The organism is Planktothrix prolifica NIVA-CYA 540 (assembly GCF_963864145.1).
GTDB lineage: Bacteria > Cyanobacteriota > Cyanobacteriia > Cyanobacteriales > Microcoleaceae > Planktothrix > Planktothrix agardhii.
Window position 1 is genome coordinate 4,920,014 of record NZ_CAWLTW010000001.1, and the last position, 19,753, is coordinate 4,939,766.

General features: G+C 40.1%; 22 protein-coding genes, 1 tRNA gene and 1 pseudogene. 16 read left to right on the forward strand and 8 right to left on the reverse strand.

Annotation, left to right across the window (positions count from 1 at the left end):
• From AC559H_RS21865 to AC559H_RS21875, 3 genes and pseudogenes are all read right to left on the reverse strand, one after another.
• A pseudogene (locus AC559H_RS21865) lies at positions 1–771 on the reverse strand (tetratricopeptide repeat protein); the annotation flags it as partial.
• Between the two features lie 164 nt (positions 772–935).
• Positions 936–1,205: a type II toxin-antitoxin system RelE family toxin gene (locus AC559H_RS21870; protein ID WP_026794941.1), complete on the reverse strand. Its 270-nt coding sequence runs from the start codon at positions 1,203–1,205 to the stop codon at positions 936–938.
• Positions 1,202–1,432 carry a RelB antitoxin-like protein gene (locus AC559H_RS21875; protein ID WP_026794940.1) on the reverse strand — a complete coding sequence of 77 codons (231 nt, stop codon included), beginning with the start codon at positions 1,430–1,432 and terminating at the stop codon, positions 1,202–1,204. Before AC559H_RS21875 ends, AC559H_RS21870 begins: the two co-directional genes overlap by 4 nt.
• Positions 1,433–1,706: 274 nt before the next feature.
• On the opposite strand from AC559H_RS21875, the gene AC559H_RS21880 reads away from it, so the two are divergent.
• On the forward strand, positions 1,707–2,039 hold the full coding sequence (locus AC559H_RS21880; protein WP_026794939.1) for a DUF6883 domain-containing protein: 333 nt from the start codon (positions 1,707–1,709) through the stop codon (positions 2,037–2,039).
• Positions 2,040–2,057: 18 nt separating this feature from the next.
• Positions 2,058–2,309, forward strand: a complete 252-nt coding sequence (locus tag AC559H_RS21885; RefSeq protein WP_026794938.1) for a DUF4926 domain-containing protein — start codon at positions 2,058–2,060, stop codon at positions 2,307–2,309.
• Positions 2,310–2,774: 465 nt separating this feature from the next.
• Here the strand turns inward: AC559H_RS21885 and AC559H_RS21890 are convergent, their stop codons facing one another.
• Positions 2,775–3,656 (reverse strand): fasciclin domain-containing protein, encoded by an 882-nt coding sequence (locus AC559H_RS21890; protein ID WP_202806309.1) that lies wholly within the window; start codon positions 3,654–3,656, stop codon positions 2,775–2,777.
• A gap of 179 nt (positions 3,657–3,835) precedes the next feature.
• On the opposite strand from AC559H_RS21890, the gene AC559H_RS21895 reads away from it, so the two are divergent.
• Together AC559H_RS21895 and AC559H_RS21900 are read left to right on the forward strand one after the other, a co-directional pair.
• The gene (locus tag AC559H_RS21895; RefSeq protein WP_162832333.1) at positions 3,836–4,012 is read left to right on the forward strand and encodes a hypothetical protein; all 177 of its coding nucleotides are present in this window, start codon (positions 3,836–3,838) and stop codon (positions 4,010–4,012) included.
• 101 nt (positions 4,013–4,113) lie between these two features.
• Positions 4,114–5,469, forward strand: coding sequence for a peptidoglycan-binding domain-containing protein (locus AC559H_RS21900; protein ID WP_051319613.1), 1,356 nt, complete (start codon positions 4,114–4,116; stop codon positions 5,467–5,469).
• Positions 5,470–5,510: 41 nt separating this feature from the next.
• On the opposite strand, the gene AC559H_RS21905 is transcribed toward AC559H_RS21900, so the two are convergent.
• Positions 5,511–6,041: a ferric uptake regulation protein gene (locus AC559H_RS21905; protein WP_026788461.1), complete on the reverse strand. Its 531-nt coding sequence runs from the start codon at positions 6,039–6,041 to the stop codon at positions 5,511–5,513.
• A 154-nt stretch (positions 6,042–6,195) separates the two neighbouring features.
• On the reverse strand, positions 6,196–7,449 hold the full coding sequence (gene sigC, locus AC559H_RS21910) for an RNA polymerase sigma factor SigC (protein WP_026794937.1): 1,254 nt from the start codon (positions 7,447–7,449) through the stop codon (positions 6,196–6,198).
• Between the two features lie 515 nt (positions 7,450–7,964).
• On the opposite strand from sigC, the gene psbZ reads away from it, so the two are divergent.
• The 10 genes from psbZ (at position 7,965) to AC559H_RS21960 (ending at position 15,925) form a co-directional block, all read left to right on the forward strand.
• Complete coding sequence (gene psbZ, locus AC559H_RS21915; protein ID WP_026788463.1) at positions 7,965–8,156, forward strand: photosystem II reaction center protein PsbZ; 192 nt, start codon at positions 7,965–7,967, stop codon at positions 8,154–8,156.
• Between the two features lie 134 nt (positions 8,157–8,290).
• Positions 8,291–8,866, forward strand: coding sequence for a 6,7-dimethyl-8-ribityllumazine synthase (gene ribH / locus AC559H_RS21920; protein ID WP_026794936.1), 576 nt, complete (start codon positions 8,291–8,293; stop codon positions 8,864–8,866).
• 80 nt (positions 8,867–8,946) lie between these two features.
• A tRNA-Gly gene (locus tag AC559H_RS21925) sits at positions 8,947–9,018 on the forward strand.
• Positions 9,019–9,293: 275 nt separating this feature from the next.
• Positions 9,294–11,471, forward strand: coding sequence for a dynamin family protein (locus AC559H_RS21930; RefSeq protein ID WP_026794935.1), 2,178 nt, complete (start codon positions 9,294–9,296; stop codon positions 11,469–11,471).
• Positions 11,472–11,490: 19 nt separating this feature from the next.
• Positions 11,491–12,468 carry a hypothetical protein gene (locus AC559H_RS21935; protein ID WP_026794934.1) on the forward strand — a complete coding sequence of 326 codons (978 nt, stop codon included), beginning with the start codon at positions 11,491–11,493 and terminating at the stop codon, positions 12,466–12,468.
• A 44-nt stretch (positions 12,469–12,512) separates the two neighbouring features.
• Positions 12,513–13,499 carry a hypothetical protein gene (locus tag AC559H_RS21940; RefSeq protein ID WP_026794933.1) on the forward strand — a complete coding sequence of 329 codons (987 nt, stop codon included), beginning with the start codon at positions 12,513–12,515 and terminating at the stop codon, positions 13,497–13,499.
• A 105-nt stretch (positions 13,500–13,604) separates the two neighbouring features.
• Entirely contained in the window at positions 13,605–13,823 is a 219-nt protein-coding gene (locus tag AC559H_RS21945; protein ID WP_026788467.1) for a type II toxin-antitoxin system HicA family toxin, read from the forward strand.
• Complete coding sequence (locus AC559H_RS21950; protein ID WP_026794932.1) at positions 13,820–14,044, forward strand: type II toxin-antitoxin system HicB family antitoxin; 225 nt, start codon at positions 13,820–13,822, stop codon at positions 14,042–14,044. The genes AC559H_RS21945 and AC559H_RS21950 overlap by 4 nt, the downstream gene beginning before the upstream one ends.
• A 209-nt stretch (positions 14,045–14,253) precedes the next feature.
• Positions 14,254–14,658 (forward strand): hypothetical protein, encoded by a 405-nt coding sequence (locus tag AC559H_RS21955; protein ID WP_026794931.1) that lies wholly within the window; start codon positions 14,254–14,256, stop codon positions 14,656–14,658.
• A gap of 4 nt (positions 14,659–14,662) precedes the next feature.
• Positions 14,663–15,925 (forward strand): glutamate-5-semialdehyde dehydrogenase, encoded by a 1,263-nt coding sequence (locus AC559H_RS21960; RefSeq protein WP_026794930.1) that lies wholly within the window; start codon positions 14,663–14,665, stop codon positions 15,923–15,925.
• On the opposite strand, the gene AC559H_RS21965 is transcribed toward AC559H_RS21960, so the two are convergent.
• Positions 15,922–16,755, reverse strand: coding sequence for an acyl-CoA desaturase (locus tag AC559H_RS21965; RefSeq protein ID WP_026794929.1), 834 nt, complete (start codon positions 16,753–16,755; stop codon positions 15,922–15,924). The two genes, AC559H_RS21960 and AC559H_RS21965, sit on opposite strands and share 4 nt — an antisense overlap.
• An 89-nt stretch (positions 16,756–16,844) precedes the next feature.
• On the opposite strand from AC559H_RS21965, the gene AC559H_RS21970 reads away from it, so the two are divergent.
• Both AC559H_RS21970 and AC559H_RS21975 read left to right on the forward strand, forming a co-directional pair.
• Positions 16,845–18,077, forward strand: coding sequence for a methionine gamma-lyase family protein (locus AC559H_RS21970; RefSeq protein ID WP_026794928.1), 1,233 nt, complete (start codon positions 16,845–16,847; stop codon positions 18,075–18,077).
• Positions 18,078–18,284: 207 nt separating this feature from the next.
• Positions 18,285–18,539 carry a hypothetical protein gene (locus tag AC559H_RS21975; protein ID WP_026794927.1) on the forward strand — a complete coding sequence of 85 codons (255 nt, stop codon included), beginning with the start codon at positions 18,285–18,287 and terminating at the stop codon, positions 18,537–18,539.
• A 15-nt stretch (positions 18,540–18,554) separates the two neighbouring features.
• Here AC559H_RS21975 and AC559H_RS21980 read toward each other — a convergent pair whose 3' ends face one another.
• The gene (locus tag AC559H_RS21980; RefSeq protein ID WP_026794926.1) at positions 18,555–19,661 is read right to left on the reverse strand and encodes a site-2 protease family protein; all 1,107 of its coding nucleotides are present in this window, start codon (positions 19,659–19,661) and stop codon (positions 18,555–18,557) included.
• Between the last annotated feature and the right edge of the window lie 92 nt (positions 19,662–19,753).

Sequence of the window (19,753 nt, forward strand, 5' to 3'; positions counted from 1 at the left end):
TTCTACATTATCCGCTTTTTCCCCTTTGATTCTATAAGAATAGGCAATAGCCAGATTATTTTGAGTGCCTGCCCATTGTTCAGGAAAAGCTGCGCGGGTATAAATTTCTAATGCCGATTTACAGGCTGCGATCGCCCGTTCTATATTATCCGCTTTTTCCCCTTTGATTCTATAAGAATAGGCAATAGCCAGATTATTTTGAGTGCCTGCCCAATCTTCAGGAAATGCTGCATGGGTTCTAATTTCTAATGCAGCTTCATAGGCTGCGATACTAATTTCTAAATTGTTCTTTCGGCTTCCCAGGGAAAACTGTTGGATTAAATTAGCAAAATTGACAATATCTGCTGCAATGTTGTAAGCAGTTTCTAGGGAAACTTCCTTAAATTGAGCCGTTGCCCAGGTAGTTAAAGTTTGGGCTAAATTTTCATCGAGTTTATCGAGGTTTTGTTGGAATAGGGGATAAACAATTTGACGATTTCCATCACTATCTGAAACCGCTTGCAAAACTTCCATTAAAAACTTATAATAATCTTCCTGGGAATTAGTGTTACCTAGAAAAACCGATAATTGTTGGGCTAAATTGATTAAAAATTCCGCATCCTGTTGTCTTCCGGCTTCCTGCAATTGTGAGGATATTGCTAATAAAAACTGTAGGAAATCTTGATCCAGTAATTCTTGATTGTCCTGTAATATTTGCGATTCTTCGCCACTAGGACAGGTGAGAAGATTGTCAATTAAAGTTAGATAGGCGTTGAGGCGTTGTTCGTTCATGGTTAGGGGTGGGGAATAGAGGAGATAGAGATTATTTTAAAAATGATTAGGCGGTTTAGTCGGCGTGTCCTGGGAACTATTAGTCATAACCTTAACTCCCTGATGCAAGTCTACTTTAATATTACCCTGGCGGATCGGGATGGCTGCTATTTTTACTGTTTTCTTTAAGGAAAATACCGATAGAAGTCCCGACGGTGTAGAACCCGCATGAGTTCTATCTGATCTCCATTAACCTCAAAACCAATCCGATAGTTGCCTATTCGGATACGATATCGGTTTGATGTTCCCACCAATGCTTTAACATTCGGTAACTCTTGAACAGATGTAGCGTCTGGCAAAGTTGTAAAGACTAAATCATAAATAGACGCATAAACCTCTTGTTTTTTGAGCTTCTTCATGTCTCTTAAAAAGAGTTTTCTATATTCAACTTTCAATCGTCATCCTCCGCTAAAAAATCAATCGCTTGTTCACGGCCAAGTAGAGGAGTTATTTTTGCTTCATCCATTGCTTTGTTGAGGCAATAGTCCTCAATATTTTCTTTTATTGTTTCGATTGAATCAGTGTCTTGAAGTAATATATTTCTCCATAATTCAATCGGAATAACTACGGCGGTTTGATTGCCATTACCATCTGTTAGATATTCAATTGCTAGACGGTTCATTACTGTTTTTCTCCTTGAGTTTGATCAATACCACACTTCTATTGTACAGATCAATACCAGAATAAATCTGCAACAGAATTGAGAAGCAACTATGTCCTGGGAACTATTAGTTATAACCTTAACTCCCTGATGCAAGTCTGGTTAAATTATACTCAACAGGGAGTTCAGAAATCGGGTTTCTTGGTTAAATCTGGGTTGAGAGACAAAGATTGTTGCAGAAACCCTGCGACTCAATTTCGAGATAAACTAGGGTTACTTGTTTAGATACTTCTCTATGCTGATTCCCCATGCTGAGAATGCAGTGGTTGATATTCGTAAACTACGGGACTACTGCCTCAACCTAGAACACGACGACGGTAAGCACAAAGCCCGGCTGTTTTCGTCTATTCTGGGGATGACTGCTGATGATGCGGAAGAATTACGCCAAATTCTGCTGGAAGTTGTTAAAACTCAAGAAGCGCAACTCGGTAGACTAGATGAATTTGGTCAACGTTACACCCTCGATTTTACCGTCCAATGGCAAAATAAAAGTACAACGCTTAGGAGTGGTTGGATTATCGAGCAGGGTTCAGATATTCCCAAGTTAACCACCTGTTACCCCCTGTAATAAATAGAGGCAATGTTTATGAAATCCAAAACCATCAAGTTGTTAGATGTGGTCGCTCTCAACGTTGACCTTCCCCAGTATAATTTGTGGCAAGGACAAGTGGGAACAGTGGTAGAAATTTTGGCAAATGGGGCGGCTTTTGAAGTCGAATTTAGTGACCATCGCACGGGTCGCACTTATGAATCAATTGGGTTGCGTCCAGAGCAAATCATTGTCTTGCATTTTGAACCCGTTTCCCCCGATACTCAACTCGCAATGTTCCCGGTCTAACCTGCATAATTACCAAATTATAGAAGCGAATTAGCGATCGCTAACCAACTTAGGTTAAAAGTATTACTAACAACAATTATACCTAACTTGTTCAATTATACCTCAACAGGGAGTTCAGAAACCGGGTTTCTTCCTTAAATCTGGGTGAGGATATAGCAATCCTAAATCAATCGTGGTAGGGGTAATTCATGAATTACCCCTACCGTCAGGGTTAAATTTGAAAAAATATGACAATTCAAATAGGATCGCTATATAAGGATTGTTGCACCAAACCCAGTTTCTTGGGTTTCAGGTTGTTGACATCCGATATCCTTAAAATCCGCCGAAAAACAAAAAGAAATCAATGCAACTCAGTTAAAATTAGATATTGATTTTGATTACTAAAAAACCCGGTAACTTTGTCGAAACCGGGTTTTGAGATCATCTAAAAATAGATTAATCTTGAATTAGATAGCTCCTGAAATCCTATTGAGGGGCAGTAGTAGGTGTGGTAGTAGGAGATGTCGCTTCAGGGGATGTAGTAGTAGGAGATGTTGCTTCAGGAGATGTAGTAGTAGGAGATGTCGCTTCAGGGGATGTAGTAGGAGATCCGACACCAGGAGGAAGAATTACAACCTTAATAACGTGGATAACGCCGTTATTGGCATTAATATCCGGTTGAATAACTTCGGCGCCATTGACTGTAACTTTACCTTCAGCTACTTCTAAATTTACAGGATCTCCCTCAACCGTAGCGACTTCACCTGGTTTAATTTCAGCCGAGGCGACTTTATTTGCTAGAACATGATATTGGAGAATTTTAGCCAATTTTTCTTTATTTTCAGGCTTCATTAACTCTTCTAAAGTTCCCGCAGGTAAAGCTGCAAATGCTTCATCGGTGGGTGCGAAAACGGTGTAAGCACCTGGAGCAGAGAGGGTTTCAGTCAAACCAGCAGATTCAACTGCTTTAGTAAAGGTGCTGAAAGAGGGGTTAGCCGCAGTAATTTGAACAATACTTTCCGACTCGTTGGAAACTAAATTGGTTGTAGTATCAGTCTTTTCGGAAGCAACGGCTGGAGTCGTGGTAGCAGTGCTGGCGGTTGTACCTGTGGCGGGAGAGGGAGAAGCGGTGCTGGCGGTGGTTTCAGGGGTTGTGGTAGACCCAGTAGTTCCGGCGGCTTGTTCGGTGGTTGGTTGTCCAGGGGTGGTATTATTGGCACTGGGTTGACCGCAAGCACCGAGGGCGGCTACACTGCTAACAGTTGCTAAAAGAATCAGGAATTTTTTGGTCATTTGGGCTGTATGGTTCATAGTCAGGCGATTTTCTTTGTAAACAGGTACACAAATTGCTGATGTAATTCTAGGCATAGTAACATATCTTCACAAAAATACAAGCTTTGCGGGTAAAAATTCTTCAGATTGATTAAGAAACGTATCTAAACCTAACGCTTAATTGCAATTCAGACGAAAATCAATAGACTTTATGGCTCTAGGTGATAGGTTAAACCCATTCAAAACTATGGCGTCAATCCAACTTCCCCTAGCTTATGAACCCTAAACACTCACAACGCGATCCCCTTGAGTCCGCCGTAACCGCAGCATTAGGCGCGGGTGTAGCCACTTCTTTTGCTGTTAGTCAAGGTCAAAGTCCTTGGGTGGCTTTAGGAATTACGGCTTTTGCAGTGATTGTAGCTTTAATTTGCGATCGCGCAGGTTGGGTTTAAATTTCACTTTGAAACCTGATCTACAATAGGGGAAACTAATCTTTCAAGACCTAATTTTTGGAAAGGTTAAAGTCTATTAATAATGTTTCCCCAAAAAAACCATGATTGAATCCTATGCGTTTTTGGCCTTAGCCTTAACCTATGAAGATCCTGTTTGTAATCAATTCTCAGGATTAAATCAGGTTAACTGGAAAAAACTTTCTAGTCAAACCTACCGCTACTTTCTGGCTTTAGCTGTAGCTGTTTCAGTTTTAACTGTTGCCCAAACCGCCCAAGCTGAGATCGCCAGAGGAGATTCGGGAAATCAAGTCAGGCAAGTTCAACAGCGCTTACAACAATTGGGCTATTTTAATGCCAATGCTACAGGTAATTTTGGCGGTCTAACTCAAGAAGCGGTGATTCGCTTTCAACGAAATGCGGGTTTATCAGCCGATGGGATTGTTGGCCCCAGAACCCTAGCGGCTTTGGGCTTAGGAGGCATTATCAGCCCCCCCCTTGATACTGGCAATACTGGCAATAATCGGGATTTAATTGGCTTGGGAGAGGGAGATCGTGGCCCTGGGGTTTCGGATTTACAGAGACGGTTACAAACCCTGGGTTATTTTAACCAACAACCTACAGGCAATTTTGGAAGTATCACTAAAAATTCCGTGATTCGACTGCAACGGGACTATAATATTCCGGCAACGGGTTTAGTCACGGAAGCTACCCTCGCCTTACTTAATAGCGGCCTTAATTCTGCTCAGAATGCTATTTTCCCCGGTACAACTTTACAACAAGGCGATCGCGGGCCAGAGGTTGCAGCATTACAACAAAGGTTACAAACCCTAGGCTTTTATGATGGTTTAATTACCAGCTATTTTGGCCCCGAAACCGAAGCGGCGGTTAGACGGTTTCAACAATCTCGTGGAATCTCTGCTAACGGAGTTGTTGCATCAGCCACATTATTCGCTTTAAATCCCAATGTTCCTGGGATTCCCTATCGAATTCCTATTGTTCAACGTCCCCAGGCTCCGATTCAGAATCCTTTATCTATCATTTCTTTCGGAGATACAGGCCCGCAAGTAAGAAAAATTCAACGGCGTTTACGCGATTTAAACTATTATAATGGCCCGATTAATGGCTGTTTTGATACCGCAACTCAAGATGCCTTAATTTGGTTTCAAGAATCCCGGGGAGTCACAGTAACCGGGATTGCAGGCCCCACCACTCAAAACTCTTTATTTAATACTCGACCTGTTTCTGCAACCCCTAATCGCACCGTCGTATTTGTAGCAACAACTCCCCCTATTTCCGGTACAAGTAGCGTCCAACAGTTGCAGCAGCGATTAAGAATCCAAGGACTTTATAACGGCCCAATTAATGGAGTTTACGATGGTTTAACCCAACAAGCTGTTGCACAGGCCAGAGCATTTTATGGCCCTAATGCGGATACCGTTTTATTTGGTAGCCTTTAATTCAGTCATCAGTTATCAGTTAACTGATGACTGATAACTGATTACTGACACTCAATTTCGTCTATTTCAGAAGGCCCATCAGCGATCACCTTTGAACACGACCAATTAGTAGAAATCAAAGACGGCCAACCCATGCGTAAAGCCTCGTGGCAAATCGTATGAATAGTTAACTGACAATCTAATAAATGAAACCCCGATTTCTCCGCCTGCTTCATGCTGGTTTTAGAAATAGAATCATTTTTAAACTCAAGGGTTTTATTACACTGAACACAAACTAAATGATGATGGTGATGAGGATAGGGTTGATTAATCTCATAATGTTTATGCCCTTCAGCCAATTCCAATTCCCGTAAAATCCCCATCCGCGCCATTAATTTTAATGTGCGATAAATTGTCGATAAACTAATCGCTTCCCCTCGGCTTTTAAGTAAAGTATACAAATCCTCCGCACTCAGATGATTTCCTTTCGGCAAATTCTGAAAGACCTGTAAAATCGTTTCCCGTTGGGGCGTCAACCGCCAACCCTTATCATTAAGTTCGGATTTAAAAGAGACTGTTGTATATAAAGCCATACGCTCAATTGTTTTGTTTTCAATAAAGCTTGCATACTGACAATGATACACAAAAAATTTCTGGATTATCAAAAAAACAGTTATTGAAACTAAAACCTCCCGATAACTATAGTTATCGGGAGCTATGAAAGCCCATTCTATAAACGATTAAGGATTAACTCAAAGACTCCAAATAATCCCGAACCCGGTTACGCCGTTTAGGTTGACGCAGTTTTTGTAGAGCTTTAGCCTCAATTTGACGGACTCGCTCCCGGGATAATTCCAGCGCCCGACCAATTTCAGCCAGGGAATAGGGGTGTCCATCCCCCAAACCGTAGCGCATCAGAATCACATCCCGTTCCCGACTACTTAAATCCGCTAAAAGGTTTTGTAAATCCTTATGCAAAGATTCACGCATCAGCATTTCTTCCGGTGTGACCTCCTCGGTTTCGAGTAAATCCCCTAATTCCGTATCTTTATCCGTTCCTACCTTCGTTTCCAAAGACACAGAACGGGGAACCCGAAGCAACACTTCTCGGACTTGAATCGGAGTCATTTCTAACTCATTGGCAATATCTTCAATAGTAGCGGTACGACCTTTTTCCTGAGAAATTTTCCGTTGTGCTTTTTTAATTTTATTCAGTTTTTCGGTAATATGAACCGGAAGACGAATCGTGCGGCTTTGGGTAGCGATCGCTCGGGTAATCCCTTGACGAATCCACCAATAAGAATAGGTACTAAAACGATATCCCCGGGTCGGGTCAAACTTCTCCACCGCCCGTTCCAATCCTAAAGTTCCTTCTTGAATTAAATCTAGTAGTTCTAAACCTCGGTTCTGATATTTCTTCGCCACCGATACCACTAAACGCAAATTCGCTTTAATCATCCGGTCTTTGGACTGTATCCCTTCGGTTTGAATCTGATCCAATTCCTCAACGGTCAAACCCGCGATTTCTGCCCAACACCTTTTTCCTGTTGCTAACATCGGCTTGAGTTCGGCTACATCAACCCCAGCCGTTGTTGCCCATCGCTCTAAAGATGGACGATGACCCAACTGAGCCGATAATTTATCCCGGGTTTTGATCAATCGCACATAAGTATTGATCAGTCCCTCATCCTGCTCGGCAGCATTGTCCCGTAAGTCAACTAACCTCAGATAACGCTGTACCTTTTGGGCTTCTGATACTTCTTCATCCCGCCCCAACAGACGCACCCGACCAATTTCTTGGAGATACAATCGAACTAAATCTGTTGTACGACGATTATTGTTGGGCTTCTGGAGTTTGACATCGCTGGCATTCTCTATCTCCAAATCAATTAAATCATCCAAATCAGGCTCAAGATCCTGATTCATTACCTCATCAGGCTCAGAATAGTCCTGAAAAGAGGGGTTTAAGTTGTTGTCGGCATCAATTTTAGTGGCTGGCATAGTTTCTATCTCAGTTGCTCCAGTAATCAGAGGCTGCACTTACGGGGGTTAGCTCTCGCAACGGGACACCCTTGATCGGGGGTGACGTAGGATTCAGCTTTTCCGTTCCGGTGATATTACTTATACTGCCCTACCATCCATGATTTCAGGCAAAGCCTGGAAAATGATTTAATGATGGCCATTTATAAACAGAGGGAGTAAAATCAGGTTAGGAATATTTGTTTTTTTATTAACCTCTTAGTTAGTATAAGAATAACTCCGGGATTTCACAGTGATTCTCATCAAACTCTTAATTAATTTTCGTCACTCCCCATAGGCGTCTGAGATCACCATAGGGCAATTTTAGATTTTTGTAACGAAAAATCAACAAAGTCCCACCTCCCCTGGACTAACCGTTTAACTTCTTCTCACGAGTGGCAATTTCTGGTAGTTTTAATAATTAAACCGCTAAACAGGATTCGGTGAGCCTGTCAGCAGTATTTTTACTTACTGCCAAGTCAAGTTGGGAAAAAACAATGTTAACAATTCTGTTTCAAGTTGTCCTTGCGGCACTGGTGATTTTATCCTTTTTACTGGTAGTAGGCGTTCCCTTTGCCTATGCCTCCCCCCAATACTGGAGCCAATCTAAGCCTTTGCTTTATGTGGGTTCCGGTCTTTGGTTCGTGTTAGTGATTTTAGTTGGTGTATTAAACTACCTAGTGGTTTAATTCAGAAGGGGAATTGAAAGTTAGACGGTTTGGGACAATTGCCCTAAGCGGTTTAACCTAAGATTCCCTAGCGATTTATTTCTTAAATTATATATTTGTTAACTTTTGTTAACAAAAAGGATCGGATAATAAAAATGGCAGTTTTTGAGGGAAATTTTACCCAGACAAACTCCTTAAGGTTTGCCATGGTGATTGGTCGGTTTAATGATTTGATCACAACCAAACTTTTAGAAGGATGTCAAGATTGTTTAAAACGACATGGGATTGATCCCGATCCCCAGGGAACACAAGTCGATTATGCTTGGGTTCCGGGTAGTTTTGAAATTCCATTAGTGGCTCATCAGTTGGCCTTAACCCGTCGCTATGATGCAATTATTTGTTTAGGGGCCGTAATTAAGGGACAAACGCCCCATTTTGATTATGTCTCATCGGAAGTTTCCAAAGGCATCGCAGCTACGGCGTTTCAAACGGGTGTTCCAGTGATTTTCGGGGTTCTGACCACCGACACCATGCAGCAAGCCCTAGAACGAGCCGGAATCAAGGCTAATCACGGTTGGAACTATGCGATGGATGCGATTGAGATGGCGAATTTAATGCGTCAAATTAAGCAAAGTGCAGCAACAACGGTGGATTCTACGGCGGTTTTATCTGGGAGTGCTAGTCCAGCTTTAACTGGGGAACGGGTAAAACAGCAGTCGGAAACCCTTTAAATTCTGAGGTTCTAAAAATTTTTGGGAAAGGGGTTGACAAATCTCAAGATTTTTGGAATCATAGAAAAGGTGAACGAGTTGCGGGTGTAGCTCAGTGGTAGAGCGCAACCTTGCCAAGGTTGATGTCGTGGGTTCGAATCCCATCACCCGCTTAGAAACTTTATAGTTGGCGCTTTAGTGCCATGACAAATCCTCAGATTGACCCCATCAGGTTAACTGAGGATTTTTTCATGACTGTTCAAAAAACCTGATTTTTTGTGTTCAGGGGTGTCAATAAACTCTACATAAGGTATCCGAGAAATCCGATTTCTAGGTAAGTCATATAACTGACAGGTGTAAGAGAAAAACCTCTCATTTTTTCTGTAGCTAAGGTTGTCAAAAAATCAATAAACGGCTAAGGTTATAGAAAATAGCTAATAAAAAAAATATGGACAGAACGACGAAAATTAATCAAATTATCGATAAGCGGAAACCCCTGGCTCAGAAAATTGCTCAGGTAGAAACTAATCTCCGTAATCTCACGGATGAACTTTATCGGTTAGAAGAACATCGACATCAACTATTAAGTAAAATTGACGATCCGGCTACTCAAGAAAAGTTACAAAACCTTGACTTTTCCCAATTCCAAAATGACATTTCTGAAAATTTAGGGGCATTATATAAACTCAGAGAACGATTTTCCAGAGATACTTTAAATATTGGGGTCGTAGGACGGATGAGACAAGGCAAAAGTCGTCTCTTACAAACTTTAAGCGGGTTAACGAATGATGAAATTCCTTCTCTACCTGGTGAGGCTTGTACCGCAGTTCGTAGTACCGTTTATCATCATGATGGGGAAACTTATGCTAGAGTAATCTTCCATTCTCAAGACTCATTTCTTAAAGAAGTTATTCATCCTTATTTTCAACACTTAAGATTAGGCGCATTACCTAAAACTTTAGATGAATTTGCTCGACCGTTACCAAATTTGTTAACCGGGGCAACAAATCGAGAAATGATTGAGCATCTAAAAAAATATCATCAAGATTTGAGCAAATATCGTTCTTTACTTAGAGAAACTCCACAAGTTATCCATATCAGCAAAACAGAGATTCCTCAATATATTACGCAAAATCGAAGCGGTTACTTTCATCATTTAGCAGTTAAGGAAGTTAAAATTTATTCCTGTTTCAGAAATCCTGATGTTGGGAAAATTGCTTTAGTTGATGTTCCTGGTTTGGGAGATACTAAGTTAGGCGATGAAGAATTAATGCTACAAACAATTGGGCAAGAAGTTGACATTATTTTGTTTGTTCGTCGTCCTGATGGAATGGGAGATCAATGGCAAAAAAATGATACTGATTTATATGATAAAGCAAATCAGGTTGTTAAGGATTTACCTCAGCGAGCTTTTTTACTGATCAATCATATTAGCGATGATGTGCAACAATCAGATCTTTGCCTAACTTTTAAGGATAAGATAGAGAAAAAATCAGAACCCAGCCCTTTAAATAAATCAATGGAGTTTGTTCATTGTGAAATAGCTGATTGTTCTAGTTATGAAGAATCTAGCCAAGTTCTTGAAATGGTTTTAGACTATTTAACTAATAAAATTAACGAAATGGATGAAAAGTACACAGAAATTTACCAAGTTAGAATTAAGGAACTTCAGGTATCAATTCAGGTAGAGTTAGAAAAAGCCCTAAAATATTTTGGACAGGAAAGGATTGATTCATCTGTTTTATCTCGATTTCTACCCCTGTTTAATAAAGCCTATGATGAGATGACAACTGCATTAGACAAGCTACTTAAAGATTTAAGAAATAAACGAGAAAACGAAGATATTGCTTTTAAGAATAAGTTAGAAGAAGTTCTTAGTATTTGTAGAACTGATACAGGGCTACCCGATCTTGAACAAATTGAAAGTAAAAAAGCAGAGTTAGGAGGCTATCAGATTGCTTACCCTGATTACTTAAATAAAATTAGAGCTAATTTATCACAACATTTTTTAGGTTTAGATGAAGGGTTAAAACTTTCAATGAAAGAAGTTAAGGCTCAGGTTGGGGATATATTTGTTAAATATTTAGGCCAATTAACTGATGCAAGGCAAGAGAAGTTAATCGAAGTGATCGCTAATTTAATTCCTGAACAGTTGATTTATCAACAGCCGAGTAAAATTAAATTTGGGTTTCAAATGTTAGCTGAGTTTGAGCTATCTTACCGAGGGTTAGTACAGCACCGTATCCGTCAAAACTTAGATATCTTAACGCCGGATGAACTAACTGCGTTTCATCTTTCTGGTGAATCTTCAGCAAAACAAATTTTAGATATTTTAAGAGTAGCTCATGCTAAAGTAGTCTATAATTGTGAGGATACTTTAGAAGATATTTTATCAGAACCTAGTCAAGCTGCTTTTGCAATTGTTGAAGAATTTAGTGACCGAATTTTTCGCGCTGATGGAGTTAAAGACGAATGGCAAACTTTCCTTGAACAAAATAAGAGTTTAATTTGGCTGGAATTTCAACAAATTGAAGCCAACAGGAAGCTCCAAAAGGAATGGCTAGAGTTACTTGAAAAAGTCTCTCAATGCAATCAACCTCAACTCATACAATTTTTAAACCTATAGCTTAGGAGATTTAACTTAAATGTCACAGGAAATTAAAATAACAATGTTAGGAGCTAAAGGAGTCGGTAAGACTAGCTTATTAACAGCGATGTATGATCAGTTTGAAAATACTGTTGGTACAACTAATTTACAACTAATTCCTGATCTAAAAAGCTCTGCAAAATTACAAGAGAAATTAGGTCAGTTAAAAAGTTTATTAGATGACTTTGAAGCTACAGGAGGACTTCAAGGCGATAACGATTTTACTTCCTATACCTTTAACTTTGGGAAAAAAGGTTCTAAACCATCAATGAGTTTAAAATTTGAAGATTATAAGGGAGGATATTTAGGAGGAAAAAATATTTCTGATCAAAATAAAATTCAAGAAATCCTGAATAAATCTGGAATTTTGTTGATAGTAATTGATACACCAGCATTAATAGAAAAAAAAGGTCGATATCATGATCTAATTAATAGACCTCAACAAATTAAAGATTTTATTGCTAGAGCTTTTCAAGAGCTAAAAGAACCGCGCTTAATAATTTTTGTGCCAATTAAGTGTGAAACCTATCTTAAAAATGAACAGTCTAAAAAAGAGTTATTGCGCCGTGTTAGAGAGGGATATTCTACCTTACTGGGATTTTTAAATTCTGATCTTGTATATCCTTGGGTGGCTAGTGTTATTACTCCCGTTCAAACGGTAGGAACAGTGGTTTTTTCTGGCATTGATGTGATCCAAGAAGGGGGTAAAGAATATCCTCATTTTAAATTTCATAAAATTTGTCATGATGCACAATATAGCCCTAAAGATAGTGAACAGCCTTTTAGGTATATACTCCGATTTCTACTCAAGCTAGAAATATATAACCGTAATTACCATTGGGGCCCTTTTAGATTTATTCGAGCTTTTTTTAATTTGGATCAAGATCTTAAGCAAGCAGCGCAAAAAGTAGCTGAGAATTGCAAAAGTAATCCAAAAGATGGCTTTGTTGTTCTTCAAGGAGAAAAATACTTATAACTTCAAGGAGAAAAATACTTATAAACTTGGTTAAGGAGCTAAAGATGAAAATTTTTGTTGAGAGTGCTGGTAAATCTCCAGAACATGATTACAATTGGATTGATGAACAACTAAAAATTATTGAAAAGCCAAATATTATTAAAAGTTTTATTGGCTTGTTGCAACAAGATTCTCCTTCACTCCTAATAGGTCGAAAAGGGGAGGCATTCGTATTAATTGTGACGGGTATTTCTTCTGAAAGACGAGATTACCAAAATAGAATTATTCGTATTTCTGTTGCATGGATATTAAAAGATGATGATGATCATGTTAATGAGGCAAAAATTCGTAGTTTAGCTAGTAAAATTTTATTAAGTAAAATTTTCTTATCTGATACTGGTGAAATTAAACTGAAGGAGACTATAGAGAATTCTGTACCTGCTGGAGAAGAAAACGGTTTTGATGTAAAATTTGAATCTCTACGATCCCTTTTAGAAAAAGAGCCAGAGAATTGCTCACCTTCTAAATCATTAGACAAGAAATTAGAGATAAACTCTAAGGATACTATTAAACAATTAGCAGATGAGTTAAAAGAACGATCCTTACCTGAAGGAGATAGACCTTTAGTAGTAGTTACAGGAATTCAAAGTCGTGCTGATTTTAAAAAGGCAAAAGTTTGGCGAGGATTAGCAAATTTTGTTGATGAACGCGGAGGTCAAAAAGAAGAAGAAATTAACTTTCGAGAAAATATTCAAGGGTATAAACAAAGCGATGATAGACATTCAAAAGGAGGTAGAAAAGCAAATGAAGGATCTATTCAAAAAAGAATAGTTATATCTGTTTTAGCTATATTGTTTTGCGTCTCTTTAGCTTTGGGAATTTGGTTCTATATCCAATCCAACGATCAAAATCCAAATAATCAACAGCAAAACGACAATATAAACAGTTCAAATAAACCGATTCAGACTCTAATCATGGAACCCAATGCAGTGCAAAAAGAGTTAACCTCTCAAGAAAAAACTGAAGAATTAAAAGAAGAAAAGATTAATTAAAATTATCGACATCCCTACCTTTTTCCTCGAATATAATCAGTTAATCTCATGCAAACTTCCGCCAAAAACCGATTAAAATTATGCCTATTAAGCTAACCTAGAAAAATGCCAAAGAAAATTAGGGAATTAAAAAGCCTTCTTCTGAAAGCAGGTTTTACTGATGAACCGGGTAAAGGAAGCCATACAAAATGGTCACATTATCTTTTGTCAGGAAAAGTAATCTTATCAGGAAAGGATGGGAATGATGCCAAACCCTATCAAGAACGAGATGTTATAAATGCTTTAAATACACTTGCTAAAATCAAGGAGGATCAACAACGATGAAAAGCTCTTATACTATCATTATTCAATGGTCAGAAGAAGATCAGTGTTATGTGGTCAGCCTTCCTGAATGGGGAGAACATTGTCACACCCATGGGTATACCCATGAAGAAGCGTTAAAGAATGCACAAGAAGTTTTAGAACTACTGATAGAGTCGGCGTTGAAAAATGATGAGCCTTTACCCAAACCTCAACTTTTCGGAAAAACATTAGAGAGAGTGTGAAAATTCATTAAAATTATTGAAATTTTTGGCAATTTTAAATGAGAATCAACAAGCAAATAAGAGTGTGACAGTGCCGATCACTTGCTTGAACGAGGGGAAGTTGGGAACGAGGGAAGGATACTGGGAAGGATGGAGTTGAGTATAATAATTGGCAATAGCCAGTTTTGACTTAATTATTGTAAAAACATTATTAAATTAACGGATCGCTTGTGCCATCCCAAAAAGCTCAAAAGATTGATTTGAATGGGGATTATCCTTGTCCCTGTCGGCGAAAGGGGCGGTTGGTTCCGATTGCGCTGACAGAAGCCTTTGGCTGCGATCGCTGTCAGCAAATTTTTGTTGTCGATGAGAGTGGTTATTGCTTAGAACAACTCGCCACCCATTATCCTTATAAACAGGCTTGGCGTTGGACAGGTCATCAATGGAATAGAGCCAGTCCTGGGTTAAAAGCCCACTATTTACCCATGGCTTTGGGGATGCTCCTAGTTCCATTAGTGATCTGGTTACCATTAGCCTTGTATTCACCTGGGCCAAATCTGGTGTTATGGGCGATGGTTGCTATTGTGTTGGCGATGTTACCCGCATTGATGGTTTGGCTCGCTTACAGGCGTTAGCGGCATGATAATTGATGATTTCTCTCTCCTTCCGACCGATAATCCTTTGCGTCGTGCTTACCTTGCTAGTTTTGAATTAGCCAAAACTAGAGGGGCAGATCGAAGTCTCGCCTTGCAACTGATGGCGAAAGCATTGCGATCGCGACAGAATGACATCTTAGAAGCCAATACCCTCGACTTAGAAGCCAGTCGCAACCTAGGGTTATCGGAATTAATCACCGACTGGCTGAAACTCACCCCAGAACGCTTAGAAACCACCGTTCAAATTTTAGAACGTCTGGGACAACTGCCCGATCCCATTGGTCGGGTGATGAGTGCTTCCTATCAACTTGAACAGGGACAAACCTACTTTCAACCGATTCCCCTGGGGGTAGTGGCGTTGGTTTATGAAGCCTTCCCCGAATTAGCGGCGATTGCGACGGGACTCTGTTTAAAAACCGCCAATAGTTTAGTGCTGTTAGGGGGAACAGAAGCCAGCCATTCTAATCAGATGATTGTTCAAACCTTGCAACTCGCCTTAGAGGAATCAGGACTTCCCCCAGGCTGTTTAGAAATGCTGCCGTCAGAACCCCATACTCCGATTAAACAGTTAATTACTCAAGACAAATATATCAATTTAGTCATTCCCTACGGTCGCCCCAATTTTGTGCAGCAGGTCGTAAATCAATCTACGGTTCCCGTCTTGCGTTCCGCCATGGGAAATTGTTATTTATACTGGTCATCTACGGCAAGTGTGGATACGGTGCGATGGATGATCTTAGATAGTCATGATGGTAAACCGGATGCCGTTAATGCCATTGAAAAAGTTCTGATTGATCCTAATCAAAAAAGCTCATCCCTAGTGCGATTATGGAATAACTTACGGGAAGCTGGATTTGAACTGCGAGGAGATGAAGGGCTCGCTCAAGAATTTTCGGAATTAATTTTAGCAGAAACAACAGAATGGTCAAGACCTTATTTAACTCGCACCGTTGCTTTTAAAAGGGTAGATCATTTACAACAAGCTATTATTTGGATGAATACCAATAGTAGCGGTCACGCAAACTGTTTAGCCACCGAATCCTATTCCGAGAGTCGAAAATTTGCGCAGGATGTCAATAGTGCCTTGACCTTTATTAATGCGTCTCCTCGATTTTCCCGTCACTTGAACCGAGGAGACGCAATTTTTCTGGGAATTTCTAACCAGAAAGGATATCGTCGGGGGTTAATAGGTTTAGAAGCCCTAATGACCCTGAAGCACGTTGTTCAGGGTAATCGGCAATTTTAGATACGTTGGGCTTCAGCATTGGCGGGGGGTAATTTTACTTTTTGGGCTAACCCCAACGCTTGTAACAGCGCAATGGTCATCCAGGTTAAGTCAATTTCCCACCATTCCAAACCGTGACGGGCGGAATATTGAAAAGCATGGTGATTATTATGCCAACCCTCACCATAGGTAACAACGGCGACCCACCAGCAGTTACGGGAGGAATCCCCCGATTCGTAGGTTTGATAGCCAAATTTGTGAGTAGCACTATTCACAAACCAGGTGCAGTGGAACATCACCACCACCCGAAAGAAAATACCCCAAACCACAAAAGGCCAACCGCCCATTAGATACAGCAAGAATCCAAATACCACTTGAATTACCAAGAAGTAGGTTTGGAAGAACTGATATACTGGGTCATCGGAAATATCTTTTGTGAAACGGGGAATTTCTTCATCCGCCGGAGTATGGAACAACATCCAGCCCATGTGACTCCACCAAAAACCTTTTGTGGAATCATGGGGATCTTGATCGTAATCGGAATATTGATGATGGAGACGGTGTAACCCGATCCAATCAATCGGCCCTCCTTGGCAAGCGAGGGTTCCACAAAAAATTAAAAAATATTCTAACCATTTGGGAGCTTCAAAACTGCGATGGCTAACCAGGCGGTGAAATCCTAGGGTAATTCCTAAGCCTCCCGTCACCCAATGTAAAAATAGAGCTAGGCCTACGGCGGGCCAGCTAAAGTTACTGGGCAAAAATGCCAGCAGCGCAGCAGCATGGAGCGACACCATAAAAATAATGGTGATCCAGTCGGGCTTATATTGAGGTGAAGTTGCAATCGTCATGAAGAAACGAAAATTCGAGCTTTTTTTTTAACAAAAGAGTCCTATTTGCGTCATAATATGCACCGCCCACAAATTGATTGAGTTCAGTGATGATATCCAGCATCGAACAGCTAAAAGAAGCAGAACAGGAACTATTTCCGATTTTTTCTGGTATTGACACGCAGGTCAAGCATAATCTTAAACGAGTTTTAGATTCCTTCCGTCGCTACCGAGTTGGAACTCACCACTTTGCAGGTGTTACAGGCTATGGCCACGATGATTTGGGACGTCAAACCTTGGATCAAGTCTTTGCCGAGATTATGGGGGCCGAATCTGCTGCGGTACGAGTGCAGTTTGTTTCTGGAACCCACGCCATTACCTGTGCCTTATTTGGTTGTTTGCGTCCTGGGGACGAACTGCTGGCGGTAACTGGCGCTCCCTACGATACCTTGGAGGAGGTGATCGGTGTGCGCGGTCAAGGTCAAGGTTCATTATTAGACTTTGGCATATCTTACCGCCAATTGGAGCTAACTGTTCAAGGAAAAATTGATTGGGAAGGTCTACGGTCAGCAATAACCGCTAAAACCCGTATGGTTTTAATTCAGCGTTCCTGCGGCTATTCTTGGCGTTCTAGTTTGTCGATTGATGAGATTGAGAAAATTGTTAATATTGTTAAAAAACAGAATCCCAATACTATTTGTTTTGTGGATAATTGTTATGGAGAATTTATTGAAAATCGGGAACCAACGGCCGTTGGTGTGGATTTAATGGCGGGTTCTTTAATTAAAAATCCGGGGGGAACTATTGTACAAGCGGGGGGTTATGTTGCTGGGCGGGAAGATTTGGTGGAAGCGGCGACCTGTCGATTAACAGCGCCGGGTATTGGTAGCAGTGGAGGGGCAACTTTTGATCAGAATCGGATTCTGTTTCAAGGGTTATTTTTAGCGCCTCAAATGGTGGGAGAAGCAATTAAAGGAACCCATTTAACCTCTTATGTTTTTAATCAATTAGGTTATCGAGTTAATCCTTTACCATTTGAACCAAGACGGGATGTGATTCAAGCTATTGAGTTGGGTTCTCCTAATAAGTTAATTGCCTTTTGTCGGGCGATTCAACAATATTCTCCGATTGGTTCCTATCTTGAACCTGTACCCGCAGAAATGCACGGATATGAAAGTCATTTAGTCATGGCGGGGGGCACTTTTATTGATGGGAGTACCTCGGAATTTTCCGCCGATGGGCCGTTAAGAGAACCTTATATTGTTTTCTGTCAAGGTGGAACCCATTGGACACATATTTCCTTAGCATTAGAAGCCGCAATTGAAGCGTTAGCAAAGGTTTAAATCCATAAACCGGGTTTTTGTTATAGCTTTCGGTTTTTAATTCTCAATCCCTTCGCCATTTTTTTAACGGTAGAAGGAACCACAAAGGCACTAAGGCACTAAGGAATTAATATAGTAAAGTTTTTGGCAAAAACCCGGTTGCTAATTAAACCCGCCCTGTCTTAACTTATGTTATGATTACGAAAAAAACTCTATTAAATAGCGAATATGAGTATAATGATTGAATTACCTCCAGAACTAGAGCAGAAACTAAGTACAGAAGCATCTCAACTAAATTTATCTTTGTCTGACTATATTTTACGGATTTTGTTGAGTGAAGAAATTGTTAAGAATCTACCAAAAACAGGAGCAGAATTAGTCAATTATTGGCAAAATGAAGGTGTGATTAATTCTTGTCCTGATATAACTGATATGGGAGTGGGTGCTCAGAAACTGTTAATTATTCAAAGGTTTGAGTTATAGCAATCGCCATCACGATTAGGAAGTCGATTCATCTAATAAACGACGAATTGATGCTTTTTCAATAAATCCCACTAACACCCCATTCCGAACCACCGTAACTTCATTTAACTGTTGTTGTTCCAATAAATTCACTACTTCTAATAGGGATTGTTTAGCATCAATAATTGTTGTAACAACGGGTTTCATGACTGTTTCAATATGAGTTACAGGCCATTGCGCTGTAGGAATAGGTTTAAGGTCATCTCCGCTAATTTGCCCGACTAATTTGCCTACTTCATTGATAACTAAAAATTGTTGAATTGCCGGTTTACCAATAATATAATCATTGACAAAAGTTCTTAATGAAATGTCTTGAGAAACCACGGAATTTTGATTCACTAAGGCATCCTCGGCGGTAAAACCCGATAATTTATTCCGCAGCTTGGCATCTTTGGCTAAAACCCCAGCATTACTAAATACAAACCACCCAATCAAAATTGTCCAGAAATTAGGAGACCCACCGGAGATTAATAGGGGTAAAAATCCCAATGAAATTCCGATTAAGCCTAATCCTTGACCCGCCCGACTTGCAAAGATAGTCCCCTGATATTGATTTCCGGTAATTTTCCAAACCAAAGCTTTAAGAATATTCCCACCATCAAGGGGTAAACCGGGAATTAAATTAAAGATTGCTAAGGCTAAATTAACATAGGCTAAGAGATTAACTAAAGCCGATAAAGGCCCTGTTACTAGCAAATAGGAGCCAATAAAATGCAACCCCAAAAATAACAATAAACTGACTAACGGCCCAGCAATGGCAATCCAGAAAGCCCCGGCGGGAGTTTTCGCTTCTTGGTCTAACCCGGCTAATCCCCCAAACAAAAATAACGTAATAGATTTAACCTGAATTCCTTGTTTGATTGCTACAAAACTATGTCCTAATTCATGGGCTAAAACCGAAGCAAATAGAAGCAATGCGGCAATTAATCCGAGAAATAATGACAGTCCTAAACCTAATTGTGGAAATTGAGATCCCAAATTTCCCCCATAACTGAGGGTCATTAATCCCAGAATCAGAAACCAAGAAAGGTTAATATAAAATGGGATACCGAATAAATTACCGACGCGAATAGAGCCATTCATATTGGCTACCTCTTATACTAATCCAGAAGTAGATTCAACCTCTGGTCTTTCATAACTTCAGTGTAACGAATTGTAAATAAAATCGCCAATCT

What these genes read in the sequence shown, in the direction of transcription:
- AC559H_RS21875 (WP_026794940.1), bottom strand. Translation starts at nt 1,432, where the DNA reads ATGAACCGTCTAGCAATTGAATATCTAACAGATGGTAATGGCAATCAA.
- AC559H_RS21880 (WP_026794939.1), top strand. Translation starts at nt 1,707, where the DNA reads ATGCTGATTCCCCATGCTGAGAATGCAGTGGTTGATATTCGTAAACTA.
- AC559H_RS21885 (WP_026794938.1), top strand. Translation starts at nt 2,058, where the DNA reads ATGAAATCCAAAACCATCAAGTTGTTAGATGTGGTCGCTCTCAACGTT.
- AC559H_RS21890 (WP_202806309.1), bottom strand. Translation starts at nt 3,656, where the DNA reads ATGCCTAGAATTACATCAGCAATTTGTGTACCTGTTTACAAAGAAAAT.
- AC559H_RS21895 (WP_162832333.1), top strand. Translation starts at nt 3,836, where the DNA reads ATGAACCCTAAACACTCACAACGCGATCCCCTTGAGTCCGCCGTAACC.
- AC559H_RS21900 (WP_051319613.1), top strand. Translation starts at nt 4,114, where the DNA reads ATGATTGAATCCTATGCGTTTTTGGCCTTAGCCTTAACCTATGAAGAT.
- AC559H_RS21905 (WP_026788461.1), bottom strand. Translation starts at nt 6,041, where the DNA reads ATGGCTTTATATACAACAGTCTCTTTTAAATCCGAACTTAATGATAAG.
- sigC (WP_026794937.1), bottom strand. Translation starts at nt 7,449, where the DNA reads ATGCCAGCCACTAAAATTGATGCCGACAACAACTTAAACCCCTCTTTT.
- psbZ (WP_026788463.1), top strand. Translation starts at nt 7,965, where the DNA reads ATGTTAACAATTCTGTTTCAAGTTGTCCTTGCGGCACTGGTGATTTTA.
- ribH (WP_026794936.1), top strand. Translation starts at nt 8,291, where the DNA reads ATGGCAGTTTTTGAGGGAAATTTTACCCAGACAAACTCCTTAAGGTTT.
- AC559H_RS21930 (WP_026794935.1), top strand. Translation starts at nt 9,294, where the DNA reads ATGGACAGAACGACGAAAATTAATCAAATTATCGATAAGCGGAAACCC.
- AC559H_RS21935 (WP_026794934.1), top strand. Translation starts at nt 11,491, where the DNA reads ATGTCACAGGAAATTAAAATAACAATGTTAGGAGCTAAAGGAGTCGGT.
- AC559H_RS21940 (WP_026794933.1), top strand. Translation starts at nt 12,513, where the DNA reads ATGAAAATTTTTGTTGAGAGTGCTGGTAAATCTCCAGAACATGATTAC.
- AC559H_RS21945 (WP_026788467.1), top strand. Translation starts at nt 13,605, where the DNA reads ATGCCAAAGAAAATTAGGGAATTAAAAAGCCTTCTTCTGAAAGCAGGT.
- AC559H_RS21950 (WP_026794932.1), top strand. Translation starts at nt 13,820, where the DNA reads ATGAAAAGCTCTTATACTATCATTATTCAATGGTCAGAAGAAGATCAG.
- AC559H_RS21960 (WP_026794930.1), top strand. Translation starts at nt 14,663, where the DNA reads ATGATAATTGATGATTTCTCTCTCCTTCCGACCGATAATCCTTTGCGT.
- AC559H_RS21965 (WP_026794929.1), bottom strand. Translation starts at nt 16,755, where the DNA reads ATGACGATTGCAACTTCACCTCAATATAAGCCCGACTGGATCACCATT.
- AC559H_RS21970 (WP_026794928.1), top strand. Translation starts at nt 16,845, where the DNA reads ATGATATCCAGCATCGAACAGCTAAAAGAAGCAGAACAGGAACTATTT.
- AC559H_RS21975 (WP_026794927.1), top strand. Translation starts at nt 18,285, where the DNA reads ATGAGTATAATGATTGAATTACCTCCAGAACTAGAGCAGAAACTAAGT.
- AC559H_RS21980 (WP_026794926.1), bottom strand. Translation starts at nt 19,661, where the DNA reads ATGAATGGCTCTATTCGCGTCGGTAATTTATTCGGTATCCCATTTTAT.